The sequence below is a fragment of the Streptomyces sp. NBC_00328 genome, from assembly GCF_036139655.1.
GTDB lineage: Bacteria > Actinomycetota > Actinomycetes > Streptomycetales > Streptomycetaceae > Streptomyces.
Window position 1 is genome coordinate 3,080,546 of record NZ_CP108013.1, and the last position, 14,711, is coordinate 3,095,256.

11 protein-coding genes are annotated in these 14,711 nt (G+C 70.3%); 5 read left to right on the top strand and 6 right to left on the bottom strand.

The genetic code is table 11. The features are described from left to right. Nucleotides 1–32: 32 nt before the first annotated feature. The gene (gene dnaE / locus OG485_RS13520; protein WP_328668575.1) at nt 33–3,572 is read right to left on the bottom strand and encodes a DNA polymerase III subunit alpha; all 3,540 of its coding nucleotides are present in this window, start codon (nt 3,570–3,572) and stop codon (nt 33–35) included. A gap of 264 nt (nt 3,573–3,836) precedes the next feature. Between dnaE and OG485_RS13525 the strand changes: the two genes are divergently transcribed. The 4 genes from OG485_RS13525 (at nt 3,837) to OG485_RS13540 (ending at nt 8,818) form a co-directional block, all read left to right on the top strand. Beyond that, nucleotides 3,837–5,165 carry a DUF2252 domain-containing protein gene (locus OG485_RS13525; RefSeq protein WP_328668576.1) on the top strand — a complete coding sequence of 443 codons (1,329 nt, stop codon included), beginning with the start codon at nt 3,837–3,839 and terminating at the stop codon, nt 5,163–5,165. Between the two features lie 119 nt (nt 5,166–5,284). After that, nucleotides 5,285–5,971 carry a hypothetical protein gene (locus tag OG485_RS13530; protein ID WP_328668577.1) on the top strand — a complete coding sequence of 229 codons (687 nt, stop codon included), beginning with the start codon at nt 5,285–5,287 and terminating at the stop codon, nt 5,969–5,971. 174 nt (nt 5,972–6,145) lie between these two features. Continuing rightward, a complete protein-coding gene (locus OG485_RS13535; protein ID WP_328668578.1) occupies nt 6,146–6,991 on the top strand; it encodes a thioredoxin domain-containing protein in 846 nt (281 codons plus the stop codon). Nucleotides 6,992–7,150: 159 nt separating this feature from the next. After that, nucleotides 7,151–8,818: an alkaline phosphatase D family protein gene (locus tag OG485_RS13540; protein WP_328668579.1), complete on the top strand. Its 1,668-nt coding sequence runs from the start codon at nt 7,151–7,153 to the stop codon at nt 8,816–8,818. 10 nt (nt 8,819–8,828) lie between these two features. On the opposite strand, the gene OG485_RS13545 is transcribed toward OG485_RS13540, so the two are convergent. Next, nucleotides 8,829–9,398, bottom strand: a complete 570-nt coding sequence (locus tag OG485_RS13545; RefSeq protein ID WP_328668580.1) for a dienelactone hydrolase family protein — start codon at nt 9,396–9,398, stop codon at nt 8,829–8,831. Between the two features lie 127 nt (nt 9,399–9,525). Here OG485_RS13545 and OG485_RS13550 point away from each other — a divergent pair, with 127 nt between their 5' ends. Beyond that, nucleotides 9,526–10,668 (top strand): mechanosensitive ion channel family protein, encoded by a 1,143-nt coding sequence (locus OG485_RS13550; protein WP_328668581.1) that lies wholly within the window; start codon nt 9,526–9,528, stop codon nt 10,666–10,668. Between the two features lie 72 nt (nt 10,669–10,740). On the opposite strand, the gene OG485_RS13555 is transcribed toward OG485_RS13550, so the two are convergent. The 4 genes from OG485_RS13555 to lspA all read right to left on the bottom strand — a co-directional run bounded on the left by OG485_RS13555 (nt 10,741) and on the right by lspA (nt 14,612). Beyond that, nucleotides 10,741–12,327, bottom strand: coding sequence for a Na+/H+ antiporter (locus OG485_RS13555; RefSeq protein ID WP_328668582.1), 1,587 nt, complete (start codon nt 12,325–12,327; stop codon nt 10,741–10,743). 81 nt (nt 12,328–12,408) lie between these two features. Next, the gene (locus OG485_RS13560; RefSeq protein ID WP_328674424.1) at nt 12,409–12,879 is read right to left on the bottom strand and encodes a GNAT family N-acetyltransferase; all 471 of its coding nucleotides are present in this window, start codon (nt 12,877–12,879) and stop codon (nt 12,409–12,411) included. A 38-nt stretch (nt 12,880–12,917) separates the two neighbouring features. Then, the gene (locus OG485_RS13565) at nt 12,918–13,862 is read right to left on the bottom strand and encodes an RluA family pseudouridine synthase (RefSeq protein ID WP_326788315.1); all 945 of its coding nucleotides are present in this window, start codon (nt 13,860–13,862) and stop codon (nt 12,918–12,920) included. A 126-nt stretch (nt 13,863–13,988) separates the two neighbouring features. Next, nucleotides 13,989–14,612, bottom strand: a complete 624-nt coding sequence (lspA, locus tag OG485_RS13570) for a signal peptidase II (RefSeq protein WP_326788314.1) — start codon at nt 14,610–14,612, stop codon at nt 13,989–13,991. Between the last annotated feature and the right edge of the window lie 99 nt (nt 14,613–14,711).

A 14,711-nucleotide genomic window follows, 5' to 3' on the forward strand; every position in this document is an offset into this window, starting at 1 on the left:
CGGTGCGTCGGTAGGTCTCCGCCGTGCGGTCGTCAGCCGGCCAGGCAGGCCGGGCCGAGCAGCACCTTCAGATCGCCGAAGAGCGCCGGGTCCGGCTTCACGCGGTGCCGGTCGAGCCGCAGCACCGTGGTCCTGCTCGGGCCCTGGAGCCGGATGCGGACCTCGCTCTCGCCCTTGTGGTGGCTGAGGATCTCGCCGAGCCTGCTGACCATCGGCGGAGTCACCTTCAGCGCCGGGATGGTGAGGATCACGGGCGCGTTGGTGCCCGCGTTCGACAGGTCCGGGACCTGGAGTTCCATCGCGACCAGCCGCGGCACGTCCTCGCGCTTGTCGAGGCGCCCCTTGACGAAGACGACCGCGTCCTCGACGAGCTGGGTCGACACCAGCTGGTACGTCGCCGGGAAGAACATGCACTCGATGGAGCCCGCGAGGTCCTCCACGGTGGCGATCGCCCAGGCGTTGCCCTGCTTGGTCATCTTGCGCTGCAGGCCCGAGATGATGCCGCCGATCGTGACGACGGCGCCGTCCGCGTGCTCGCCTCCGGTGAGCTGGGAGATGCCCGCGTCCGCCTTGTCGGACAGGACGTGCTCCAGGCCGAAGAGCGGGTGGTCGGAGACGTACAGGCCGAGCATCTCCCGCTCCTGGGCGAGCAGATAGACCTTGTCCCACTCGTCGGTGGTGAACTCCACGTCGAGTCCGAAGCCGGGCTCGCTGGTGTCCTCGTCCCCCATGCCGCCGAAGAGGTCGAACTGGCCCTCGGCCTCCTTGCGCTTGACCGCCACCACGTTGTCGATCATCGGCTCGAACTGCGCGGTGAGGCCCTTGCGGGTGTGCCCCATCGTGTCGAACGCGCCCGCCTTGATCAGCGATTCCGTGGTGCGCTTGTTGCAGGCGACCGCCTCGACCTTGTCGAGGTAGTCGGGGAAGGAGGCGTACTTCCCCTTGGCCTTGCGGCTGCGGATGATCGACTCCACCACGTTCGTGCCGACGTTGCGGACGGCCGAGAGACCGAAGAGGATCACGTCGTCGCCCTGGGCGGCGAAGTTCTGCTCGGACTCGTTCACGTTGGGCGGCAGCACCTTGATGCCCATGCGCCGGCACTCGTTGAGGTAGACGGCCGACTTGTCCTTGTCGTCCTTGACCGAGGTGAGCAGCGCGGCCATGTACTCGGCCGGGTAGTTCGCCTTCAGGTAGCCGGTCCAGTACGAGACCAGTCCGTACGCGGCGGAGTGCGCCTTGTTGAAGGCGTAGCCGGCGAACGGGACCAGCACGTCCCACAGGGCCTGGATCGCCTCGTCGCTGTAGTTGTTCTTGCGGGCGCCCTCCTGGAAGAGGACGAAGTTCTTCGCCAGCTCGTCGGGCTTCTTCTTGCCCATCACGCGGCGCAGGATGTCGGCCTCGCCGAGCGAGTACCCGGCGATGATCTGGGCGGCCTTCTGGACCTGCTCCTGGTAGACGATCAGGCCGTAGGTGACGGCCAGGACCTCTTCCAGCGGCTTCTCCAGCTCCGGGTGGATCGGGGTGATCTCCTGGCGCTTGTTCTTGCGCTCCGCGTAGTTGATGTGCGAGTTCATGCCCATCGGGCCCGGCCGGTACAGGGCCGAGACGGCGGAGATGTCCTCGAAGTTGTCGGGCTGCATCTGGCGGAGCAGCGAGCGCATCGGGCCGCCGTCGAACTGGAAGACGCCGAGGGTGTCGCCGCGGCAGAGCAGTTCGAAGGTCTTGGGGTCGTCCAGCGGGAGGGCGAGCATCTCCAGGTCGACGCCCTTGTTGGCCTTCACCATCTTGATGGCGTCGTCCATGATCGTGAGGTTGCGCAGGCCCAGGAAGTCCATCTTGAGCAGGCCCAGCGACTCGCACTGGGGGTAGTCCCACTGGGTGATGGTCACGCCGTCGGTGTGCCGCACCCAGATGGGCGCGTGGTCGACGATGGGCTCGCTGGACATGATCACGCCGGCGGCGTGCACGCCCATCTGCCGGACCAGGCCCTCGACGCCCTTGGCGGTGTCGATGACCTTCTTCACGTCCGGCTCGTTCTCGTACATCCCGCGGATCTCGCCGGCCTCGCCGTAGCGGGGGTGCGAGGGGTCGGTGATGCCGTTCAGGTCGATGCCCTTGCCGAGGACGTCGGCGGGCATCGCCTTGGTGAGCCGGTCGCCCATCGCGTACGGGTAGCCCAGCACGCGCGCGGAGTCCTTGATGGCGTTCTTCGCCTTGATCTTGCCGTACGTGCCGATCATGGCGACCTTGTCGGCGCCGTACTTCTCGGTCACGTACCTGATCACCTCGACGCGCCGACGCTCGTCGAAGTCGATGTCGACGTCGGGCATGGAGACGCGCTCGGGGTTGAGGAACCGCTCGAAGATCAGACCGTGCGGGATCGGGTCGAGGTCGGTGATGCCCATGGCGTACGCGACGATCGAGCCGGCCGCGGAACCACGGCCCGGGCCCACCGCGATGCCCTGGTTCTTGGCCCACATGATGAAGTCGGCGACGACGAGGAAGTACCCCGGGAACCCCATCTGGATGATGACGTCCATCTCGTACTCGACCTGCTTCTGGCGGTCGTCGGGCACGCCGCCGGGGAAGCGGCGCTCCATGCCGAGGCGGACTTCCTCCTTGAACCAGGTGACCTCGGTGAAGCCGTCGGGGATGTCGAACTTCGGCATGAGGTTCTTCGCCTCGAACATGCCGGTCGTGTCGATCTGCTCGGCCACCAGGAGGGTGTTGGCACAGCCCTCCTGCCAGGCGTCCGAGGAGTCGACGGCGTACATCTCGTCCGTCGACTTCAGGTAGTAGCCGGTGCCGTCGAAGCGGAAGCGGTCCGGGTCGGAGAGGTTCTTGCCGGTCTGGATGCACAGCAGGGCGTCGTGGGCCGTCGCCTCGTGCGCGTACGTGTAGTGCGAGTCGTTCGTCACCAGGGGCGGGATGCCGAGCTTCTTGCCGACCCGGAGCAGGTCCTCACGGACCCGGCGCTCGATGTCGATGCCGTGGTCCATCAGCTCCAGGAAGTACCGGTCCTTGCCGAAGATGTCCTGGTACTCGGCGGCCGCCTTCACGGCCTCGTCGAACTGGCCGAGGCGCAGCCTGGTCTGGAGCTCGCCGGAGGGGCAGCCGGTGGAGGCGATGAGCCCCTCCGACCACTGGGAGATCGTCTCCTTGTCCATCCGGGGCCACTTCTGGAGCCAGCCCTCGGCGTACGCGTCCGAGGAGAGCTTGAAGAGGTTGTGCAGGCCCGTCCGGTTCGACGCCCAGATCGTCTTGTGCGTGTAACCGCCCGAACCGGACACGTCGTCGCGCTTCTGGTGCGGCTGGCCCCACTGGATCTTGCGCTTGTTGCGCCGGGACTCCGGGGCGACGTACGCCTCGATGCCGATGATCGGCGTGACGCCCGCCTTCTTCGCCGTGTGGAAGAAGTCATAGGCCCCGTGGAGGTTGCCGTGGTCGCTCATCGCGATATGGGACATGCCCATCTCGTTGCACGCGTCGAACATGTCCTTGAGCCGCGCGGCACCGTCCAGCAGCGAGTACTGGGTGTGGACGTGCAGGTGCGTGAACGGCGGCTTCGACACGGTTTCGGCCTCCAGGAAGAACCATCGGTTACAGGCTGCGGACAGTCTGGGGGGTCAGCGTCGAAGTCTATGACGCCGGACTGACACTCTGCGGAGGATCACCCGTACCTTCATGCGGGGCCGGGATTCCGGGCGTACGTTCGTCGCCGGAACCCGGGCACTCCCGCGTATCTTCGTCCGTTGGAAGTGGACGGACCCCTTGTCCCCGGGGCGGCACGCCCGCCCTGTCAGCCACGCACCACCTGCACCAGGAGGCACCCAGCGATGTCGGTCCCGCAGCTCAGCGCCGAGCAACGCGGCGAGCAGATCCTCGCCGTCTTCGACACCGCCTTCGGCGAGCTCCTGGCCGCCGACCCGGCCGCGTTCCGTGTGAAATTCCGCAAGATGGCGGCCTCCGCCTTCGCGTTCTACCGCGGCACCGCGGCGCTCTTCTACCACGACCTCGACCAGGACAGGCGCGGCGGCCCGTACCTGGACGAGCGCACCTCGCGCGTGTGGATCCACGGCGACCTGCACGCCGAGAACTTCGGCACGTACATGGACGCCCAGGGCCGTCTGATCTTCAACGTGAACGACTTCGACGAGGCCTATGTGGGCCCCTTCACCTGGGACCTCAAGCGCTTCGCCGCCTCCGTGGCCCTCATCGGCTACGCGAAGGCGCTCAGTGACGAGCAGATCACCGAGCTGGTGCGGGTGTACGCGGCCGCGTACCGCGAGCGCATCCACGCGCTGGCCACCGGCGCCAAGAGCGACGAGGTGCCGCCCTTCACGCTGGACACCGCCGAGGGCCCGCTCCTGGACGCGCTGCGCGACGCCCGCTCGCTGACCCGCTTCGGGCTCCTGGACTCGATGACCGAGATCCGCGACTTCGAGCGCCGCTTCGCACCCGGCGGCGGCTCCATCGAGCTGGACGCCGCCACCCGCTACAAGGTCCTCGCGGCCTTCGACGGCTATCTGGAGACGCTCCCGGAGTCCTCGCTGACCCGCCCGGACTCGTACCGCGTGAAGGATGTCGTGGGCCGCCGCGGCATCGGCATCGGCTCGGCCGGCCTGCCCTCGTACAACATCCTTCTGGAGGGCAACAGCGACGCCCTGGAGAACGATGTGGTGATCTACATCAAGCAGGCGCAGACCCCGGCCGTCTCCCGGCACGTCACGGACTCCGCGATCCGCGGCTACTTCCAGCACGAGGGCCACCGCACGGTGATCTCGCAGCGCGCCCTCCAGGCGCACGCCGACCCGTGGCTCGGCTGGACCGAGCTGGACGGCGCCGGCCAGCTCGTCGCCGAGGTCTCGCCGTACGCGGTGGACCTGGACTGGGGCGACATCGACGACCCCGAGGAGATCGCCGCGGTGGTCGCGGACCTCGGCCGCTCCACCGCCACGATGCACGCGGCGGCGGACGACGAGAGCGGCCACTCGGAGCTGGTGCCGTTCTCCACCGAGCGGGCCATCGACGCGGCCATCGCGGCCGACGAGGACGGCTTCGCCGACCTCCTGGTGGACTTCGCGCACAGCTACGGCGGCCGCGCGCGAGCCGACCACCAGATCTTCGTGGACCTGTTCCGCAACGGACGGATCCCGGGCCTGTAGAGCGCACGGCCGGCCACGGGGCCGCACGCCCCGCGACCGGCCGCCCCACAACGCTCCCGTAACGCACAGCAACCCTTTAGGGGACGCTTATGGGAGCGCGTGGGAGACTCACTTCCGCTATGGACATATCCGGGACCCAGCTCAGAGCCGCGCGCGCGGCCGTGTTCACGGCTGTCGTCGTGACGCTCTCCGCCGCGTCGCACGTGCTGCTGTCCCGGATGCCGCTGCCGCTGGCCACCGTGGCCGCGATCAGCGCCGCCGTCTTCGCTCTCTCCTTCGCCCTCGCGGGCCGCGAGCGGGGCTTCGGCCGCATCGCGGCCCTGCTCATCCCGCTGGAACTGGCCGCCGACACCGTGTTCACGACGGGCCAGCACGTCTGTTACGGCAGAGCGGGCGGCCCGGTCGCGGGCCCGCTGCGCTCGGTCGGCCTCGACGTACTGTGCGGCGGCGGCAGCGTGGGGGCCCCGCTGTCCCGGGTGACCGGCGGCGCCCCCGACCGCGCCGCCGCCCTGCTCGCGCACGCCGACCCGGCCGCCGCCTGGCTGCTGCTCGGCGCGCATGTCGCCGTCGGCCTGCTCGCGGCCGCGTGGCTGCGCCGGGGCGAGCGCGCCCTGGACCAGCTGCTGCGCGCGGTGGCCGCCTCGACCTTCCGCCCGCTGCTGCTCGCGGTCGCCGCGGTGACCGTACGACTCGCTCCGGCCCGTCCGCTGCCGCGCACCGCGCCCCGGCCGGCCGCCGCCCGCACCCGTCTGTTCACGCACTCCCTGGGACGCCGCGGACCGCCGCGCCGGGCCGTTCCCGTCTGAGCGGACCGGCGCGGGCGACCGCCCCGGCCACGGCTCACCGGTCACCGCTCACCGGTCACCGCTTCCGGGCCACCGCGGGTGAACGGACGTTCCTCCGAACAGCCCTGAGCATCAGCAGTCCCCCTTACGTATTCCGCGTACCACGTCGTGCGCGTCCCGATGGAGAACACCACTATGAGCAAGCGGAACAGCCAGGAGTCGAAGACGGCGGCGCGCGAGAGGCTGCGCCTGGAGCGCGAGCGCCAGGCCAAGCGCGACAAGGTCAAGCGCCAGGCGATCGTCGCCGGTTCCCTCGTCGCGGTCCTCGCGATAGCGGGCGGCATCGGCTACGCGGTCGTGCAGAACAACAAGCCGTCCCAGTGGGAGGCCGTCGCGAGCGACAAGGTGGTCGCCCCGGCCAACACCACGGGCAAGGACGGCACGACGGTCGTCATCGGCAAGAGCACCGCGAAGAAGACCCTGAAGCTGTACGAGGACCCGCGCTGCCCGATCTGCGCCACCTTCGAGCAGACCGTCGGCCCGACCGTCAAGAAGGACCTCGACGCCGGCAAGTACAAGATCCAGTACATCGGCGGCACGTTCATCGACGGCGACTCCGACGAGAAGGGCAAGATCCAGATCGGCTCCCGCGGCGAGGGCTCGAAGACCGCGATGAGCGCCATGGGTGCCGCGCTGAACGTGAGCCAGGAAGCCTTCCTGGAGTACAAGAGCGCGCTGTACTCGGCGAAGTACCACCCCGAGGAGACGACCGACAAGTTCAAGAGCGACGACTACCTGATCAAGGTGGCGAACACGGTCGACGCGCTCAAGAACAACACCACGTTCCAGAACGCCGTCAAGAACGGCACGTACGACGCCTGGGCGCTGGCCATGTCCGAGACGTGGAACACCAACAAGGACGGCGTCAACGGCACGCCGAGCCTGGTGATGGACGGCAAGAAGGTCACCACCTCGGACGGCAACGCGCCGATGACGGTCGCCGACTTCACCACGGCGATCGACGCGGCCCTCAAGGCCTGACCGGTGCCGCGACGGCCCCCGAGCCGTCCGGAGCGACAACTCCGGTGACGCGAGCGGCCCTTGTGGCCGGTGCGACCCGAGCGGCGAAAAGCCTAAGAGCGGGCGAACTTTTCCAGTTCGCCCGCTCTTGGCGTGTACCGATCGGTAACCTCATCGCCCGTGACCAGTCGACAGAGATCATCCGACTTCGCGGGGGACCTCAACTCCCGCGCCCCGCGCCGCCGTACGGTCGTCAAGGCCGCGGCCGCCACCGCCGTCCTCGCCGCCCCGCTCGCGGCCGCCCTGCCCGCCCGCGCCGCCGAGGCGCCCGCGTTCCTGCACGGAGTCGCCTCCGGCGACCCGCTGCCCGACGGCATCCTGCTGTGGACCCGGGTGACACCCGACTCCCAGGCGATACCGGGCTCCGGACTCGGCCCGGACACCGAGGTGAGCTGGACCGTCGCCAAGGACAAGGCCTTCACCACGATCGTCGCCAAGGGTTCCACCATCGCGACGGCCGCCTCCGACCACACCGTCAAGGCGGACATCCGCGGCCTGCAGCCCGCCACCGACTACTGGTTCCGCTTCTCCGCCGGCGGCACCGACTCGCCCGTCGCCCGCACCCGCACCACCCCGGCCGCCGACGCCTCCGTGGCCGGTCTGCGCTTCGGCGTGGTCTCCTGCGCCAACTGGGAGGCCGGCTACTTCTCGGCCTACCGCCATCTCGCGGCCCGGAACGACCTGGACGCCTGGCTGCACCTCGGCGACTACATCTACGAGTACAAGTCCGGCGAGTACGGGACCCGCGGCACCGTCGTACGGCCGCACGCCCCCGCGAACGAGATCCTCACGCTCGCCGACTACCGCACCCGGCACGGCCGTTACAAGACCGACCCCGACCTCCAGGCCCTGCACCACAAGGCACCGGTCGTCGCGATCTGGGACGACCACGAGTTCGCCGACAACTCCTGGTCGGGCGGCGCGGTCAACCACACCGAGGGTGCCGAGGGCGCCTGGACGGACCGTCAGACAGCGGCCAAGCAGGCCTACTTCGAGTGGATGCCGGTCCGCCCGGCCATCGCCGGCACCACCTACCGCAGGCTGCGCTTCGGCAAGCTCGCCGACCTCGCGCTGCTCGATCTGCGCTCCTTCCGGTCGCAGCAGGCCTCCACCGCCAGCGGCTCGGTCGACGACCCGGACCGTACGATCACCGGCCGCGCCCAGCTCGACTGGCTGAAGTCCGGGCTCAAGTCCTCGGACACCACCTGGCGTCTGGTCGGCAACTCGGTGATGATCTCGCCGTTCGCGGTGGGCTCCCTCTCCGCCGATCTGCTGAAGCCGCTCGCCAAGCTGCTCGGACTCCCGCAGGAGGGCATCGCCCTCAACACCGACCAGTGGGACGGCTACACCGACGACCGCCGCGAACTGCTCGCGCACCTGCGGTCCAACGCCATCCGCAACACGGTCTTCCTGACCGGTGACATCCACATGGCCTGGGCCAACGACGTGCCGGTGGACGCCGGTACGTACCCGCTGTCCCCGTCCGCCGCCACGGAGTTCGTCGTCACCTCGATGACGTCGGACAACCTCGACGACATCGTCAAGGTCCCCGAGGGCGTCGTCTCGGCCGTCGCCTCACCCGTCATCCGCGCGGCCAACCGCCATGTCCACTGGGTCGACACCGACCGGCACGGCTACGGGGTCCTGGACATCACGGCCGACCGCGCGCAGATGGACTACTACGTGCTGTCCGACCGCACGAAGCCGGACGCGACCTCGTCCTGGGCCCGTTCGTACCGCACGCGCAGCGGCACGCAGACGGTCGAGCGGACGTACGACCCGGTGTAGTCCCCCCGGGCTACAGCGAATCGAGGAAGCCGAGCGCCACCTTCCAGGTGGCCTCGGCCGCCTCGGCGTCGTAGTCGGGCAGGCCGGGGTCGGTGTAGACGTGGCCGGCGCCCGCGTACCGGTAGATCTCCACGTCCGCTCCGGTTCTCTGCATCTGGAGATACCAGGCGCTCAGCCAGTCGTCCGTCTCGAACTGGTCGGGCTCGGCGACATGCAGCTGGACCGGCAGTTCGTCCACGGACGCGCTCTCGGCGATGTCCGACGTGCCGTGCAGCAGGAGCAGCCCGCGGGCCTTCTCGTCGCCGAGGGCCAGGGTCTGCGCCACGGAGGCGCCGAGGGAGAAGCCCGCGTACACCAGGCCGCGATCGGAGTAGGGCGCGGCGGCCAGGACCGCGCGCTTGAGCAGCTCGTCCTTGCCGATCCCGTCACTGAAGGCCATGCCCTCCTCGACGGTCTCGAAGGTGCGCCCCTCGAAGAGGTCGGGGGTCCACACCTCGTGTCCCGCGGCCCGCAGCCGGTCCGCCGCCGCGCGCACCGCCGGCCGCGGTCCGTAGGTCGAGTGAAAGAGCATGATGTTCATGGACTCCATGGTGCCAGCCGGTACCGACAGCACCCGTCCGGCCGTCATCGGCGGCGGCCTCTGGGATACCCGGCTCCGCCCCGAGAACACATGTTCATGACGCCGGTGGCCGGTTAGGTTCTCAGACATGGAGAACGTACTGCGCCCGGTGATCGTCGTCGGTGGCTCGGTCGCGCTCACCCTGCTCATCGGATGGTCCGTGGACCGTCTGTTGCGCCGGGCTGACGACCGGCACAGCGAGACCTCCCTGTGGGGTCTGCTCCGCCGCGGCCGTGTCCCCTTCCAGCTGGTCCTGTTCGCGGCCCTGCTCAGAGGGTCCTACGACCAGGCGAAGCTCCTGGTCGAGCACCGGATCGGCATCGGCCGGACGCTCACCCTGATCCTCATCGGCGCCGCCGCCTGGCTGGTGGTGAGCATCGCCACGGCGGTCGTCGAGACCTCGTACAGCCGCTACGCGAACGCGCACCGCGACCCGGCCCGGATCCGCCGGGTCCGCACCCAGGTCACGCTGATCCAGCGGGTGGTCACCGCGGTCGTCGGTGTCGTCGCGGCCGCCGCGATGCTGCTCACCTTCCCCGCGATGCGCGCGGCCGGTGCCTCGCTGCTGGCCTCGGCCGGAATCCTCGGCATCGTCGCCGGTGTCGCCGCCCAGTCCACCCTCGCGAACCTCTTCGCCGGACTGCAGATCGCCTTCGGCGACATGGTGCGGCTCGGCGACACGGTGGTGGTCGACGGCGAGTGGGGCACGGTCGAGGAGATCACCCTGACGTTCCTGACGGTACGGACGTGGGACGAGCGCCGGATCACCATGCCGGTCTCGTACTTCACCTCCAAGCCGTTCGAGAACTGGTCGCGCGGCACTCCCCAGATGACCGGCATCGTCTTCCTGCACCTCGACCACTCCGCCCCGGTGGAGGCGATGCGCGGGAAGCTGCGCGACATCCTGCGCGAGTGCCCGGCCTGGGACGGCCGCGACTACGGCCTCGCGGTCACCGACTCGACGCCCAACACCATGCAGGTGCGCGCCCTGGTCACCGCGAAGGACGCGGACGACATCTGGACGGTACGGGTCACGGTCCGCGAGCAGCTGATCCGCTGGCTGGCCGAACAGCACCCCTACGCGCTCCCCCGCGTCAACACGGCCGAGGCGGCGCTGCTCCCCGGGCAGGGCCCGCGCACGGGGCGCCCGGAGCCGGACGCGGTGGCCGCCCGCCCGAACCACGGCCGCCATGCCCACGAACCACCCCGCACCGGCCCGGGCCGCGGCTGAGCCCGGGCAGCCCGTCCGGCGCCGGATGGACGCACCCGGCGCCGGTGACGCCAGTGGATGCTTCGGCAGGCGTCAGCGGAGGCTGCGGACGTCGAGGTGTCTGAGGACGCGGTCCACGATCTCCGGGTCGGCCCCGGGCTCGCTCCGCGCGGACAGCACCTCGTGCCGGGCCGCGCTCATCATCTCCCCCTGGATCCGCCTCATCCGCTTCATCCGCCGGACCCGCTGCAGATGCGCCTCGCGCCGCTCCTCGTCCCCCATGTCGGGACTGATCCGCACGCCGATCTCGAAGGCCCGGCGCAGCAGTTGCTCGGAGACCTCCTCCGGCAGCTCCTCCACCTCCTCGATCTCCCGCAGCCTGCGCTTCGCGGCCTTGGCGGCCCGTACCGCGAGCTCCTTCTCGAAGGCCTTCTCGACGTCCTCGTCGGCCCGTACCCCGAGTCTTCTGACCAGCCACGGCAGGGTGAGCCCCTGGAGCACCAGGGTCGCCATGATCACCCCGAAGGCGATGAACACGATCTCGTCCCGGTCGGGAAACGGCGACCCGTCGTCCATCTCCAGCGGGATCGCGAGCGCCAGGGCCACGGAGGCGACCCCGCGCATCCCGGCCCACCACATGACCACGGTCTCCCGCCATGAGGTCGGGATCTCCTCGTCGTAGTCCCGCTTGGCGTGCAGCCGCTTGGTCAGCCAGGTCGCGGGCAGCAGCCAGGCCAGGCGTACGAGCACGACCACCACCACGATCGTGGCGGCCCAGCCGAGCATCTCGCCCCAGCGTCCCGACGCCGTACGGATCGCGTTGTGGAGTTCGAGGCCGATGAGCCCGAAGGCGACGCCGGTGACGAGCGTGTCCACCACGTCCCAGACGGTCGACCCGGCGAGCCGGGTCATGACGTCGTCGGCGTCGGTGGCGTACTCCGCGAGGAACAGGGCGGTGGTGAGCACGGCGAGCACCCCCGACCCGTGCAGTTCCTCGGCCAGCACGTACGCGGCGTACGGCACCAGCAGGGTCAGCCCGATCTGGAGGGTGGCGTCGCCGACGAGCGTCATCAGCCTGTTCGCGGCCCACCCGAGGGCCACCCCGACGACGAGCGCGACGACGGCGGAGAGCACGAGGTCGAGTCCGGCCCGCCAGGGCGAGAAGGTTCCGCTGACCGCGGCGGCGATCGCGACGTGGTACAGCACGATCGCCGTCACGTCGTTGAAGAGCCCCTCCCCCTCCAGGATCGACACGAGGCGGCGCGGCAGCCCGAGCTGTCCCGCGACGGCGGTCGCCGCGACCGGGTCGGGCGGTGCCACGAGGGCGCCCAGCGCGAAGGCGGCGGCGAGCGGCAGGCCCGGCACGATCGCGCTCGCGACGGCCGCGACCGCCAGCGTGGTGACGAACACCAGGGCCACGGCGAGCAGGAAGATCGGGCGCTTGTTCGCGGTGAACTGTCTCCACGAGGTGCGGCGCACCGCGGCGTAGAGCAACGGCGGCAGCAGCGCGGGCAGGATCAGGTCCGGCGGGATGTCCACGTTCGGGACGAAGTCCAGCACGGCCAGCACTATGCCGAGCAGAGTCATCAGGACCGGTGCGGGAAGCCCGAACCGCTCTCCGACCGGGACGCTGACCACGGCCCCGAGCAGCAGCACGAACAGCAGGGCCAACTGATCCACGGTCAGCGCTCCGGCGGGGTCTAGACGATCACGGGCGATCCAGACCTCAAGCGTGCCACGCCGCTACGGCGATCCCCCGGCTCACAGCACCTTGCGCATCGCGCGGTGCGGCATTCCCGCGTCCGCGAACTCCGGACCGTACGCCACGTATCCGAGCCGTTCGTAGAACCCCAGGGCGTGGGTCTGCGCGTGCAGGTCCACGGCGGCCAGGCCACGCGCGCGTGCCGCGGTCTCGATGGCCCGCACGAGCGCGGCGCCGACGCCGAGGCCGCGTGCCTCGCGCGTCACGGCGAGCCGCCCGAGCGAGCCGACGGCCGGATCCCCGCCGACCTTCGCCGCGGCCGCCTCGCCCTCCAGCAGCCGTCCGGTGCCGAGGGGCACGCCGTCCTCGCGGACCGCCAGCACGTGCAGGGCGCCGGGGTCGTACGCGTCGTACTCGATGTCCTCGGGGACGCCCTGCTCGCCGACGAAGACGTCCTTGCGCACCGCGAAGCAGGCCTCACGGTCGCCGGCGTGCTCGGCGACCCGTACCTCGTAGGCACCGCCCCGCAGCGCGGAGGGGACGCCGGCCGCCCCGTCCGGACCGCCGCTCACGCGTTGCTCTCCTCGCGGACCTTGTCCAGCGCCCGCTGGAGGTCTTCGGGGTAGCCGGCCTCGAACTCCACCCACCGGCCGTCCGCGGGGTGCTCGAAGCCGAGCCGTACCGCGTGCAGCCACTGGCGGGTGAGGCCGAGACGCTTGGCGAGCGTGGGGTCCGCGCCGTAGGTCAGGTCGCCGACGCAGGGGTGGCGGTGGGCGGACATGTGGACGCGGATCTGGTGGGTGCGCCCGGTCTCCAGCTTGATGTCGAGCAGGGAGGCGGCACGGAACGCCTCGACCAGGTCGTAGTGCGTGACCGAGGGCTTGCCCTCGGCGGTGACGGCCCACTTGTAGTCGTGGTTCGGGTGGCGTCCGATGGGCGCGTCGATGGTGCCGCTGGTCGGGTCCGGGTGGCCCTGCACGAGCGCGTGGTAGCGCTTGTCGACCGTGCGCTCCTTGAACTGGCGCTTGAGCGAGGTGTACGCGTACTCCGACTTGGCGACCGTCATCAGGCCGGAGGTGCCCACGTCCAGGCGGTGGACGATGCCCTGGCGCTCGGCGGCGCCGGAGGTCGAGATGCGGTAGCCGGCGGCGGCGAGGCCGCCGATGACGGTGGGGCCGGACCAGCCGGGGCTGGGGTGCGCGGCCACGCCGACGGGCTTGACGATCACGAGAACGTCGTCGTCGTCGTAGACGATCTCCATGCCCTCGACGGGCTCGGCGACGATCTGGACGGGCGCGGGGGCCCCGGGCATCTCGACCTCGAGCCAGGCGCCGCCGTGCACGCGCTCGGACTTGCCGACCACCGAGCCGTCGACCGTGACCTTCCCCGCCGCGGCGAGTTCTGCGGCCTTGGTACGGGAGAAGCCCAGCATGCGGGAGATGGCGGCGTCGACGCGCTCGCCCTCAAGGCCGTCGGGCACGGGCAGGGTGCGGATCTCGGGAACGGTGCTCACCCGTCGAGTATGCCGGACGGCTCGGACACCGCCGGACCACGGCCCGAACGCCAGTGCCCGGCCGGGGCCGTCCCGAGGCGTCGTACGGACCGTGAGACGGTCCGTACGACGGGCCCGGGGCGGGTCTCAGTCCTTGTGGACCGTGCCGTCCGGGTCCAGGCCCCGGAAGGACAGCAGCACGATCAGGATGCCGCCGCAGACGATCGCCGAGTCGGCGAGGTTGAAGACGGCGAAGTGCTTGGGTGCGATGAAGTCCACGACCGCGCCCTCGAAGACGCCGGGCGAACGGAAGACCCGGTCGGTCAGGTTGCCGAGCGCACCGCCCAGCAGCAGGCCGAGCGCGATGGCCCACGGCACGCTGTAGAGCTTGCGGGCGAGCCGCGCGATGACGACGATCACCGCCGCCGCGATCACCGTGAAGATGATCGTGAAGGCCTGGCCGAAGCCGAAGGCGGCGCCCGCGTTGCGGATCGCCTCGAACTTCAGCCAGTCCCCGAGGATGTCGATCGAGTCGTGGTGCTCCAGCTTCGCCACCACGATCATCTTGCTGACGAGATCGAGGGCGTACGCCAGTACGGCCACCGTGAAGAGCACGGCGATCCTGCGCTTGCCCCTGGGCCGCTCGGCCGGAGCCGGCGCGTCGGCGCCGGCCCGGTCGCCGGACGCCGCGTTCCCGCCGGACTGCTCCGGTTCGGCCCCCGCCGCCCCCGGAATGTCCGGCGTACCGATGATGCGCTCCGCCTCTGCCACGTGAGTGAGTCCCTCGACCTAGGTTCCTGACTGAGGACGAGGGTACGTCACACGCTCGCGGGCCCAGGTGCTCAGGATCACTCCCGGCCGCGAGGCGGT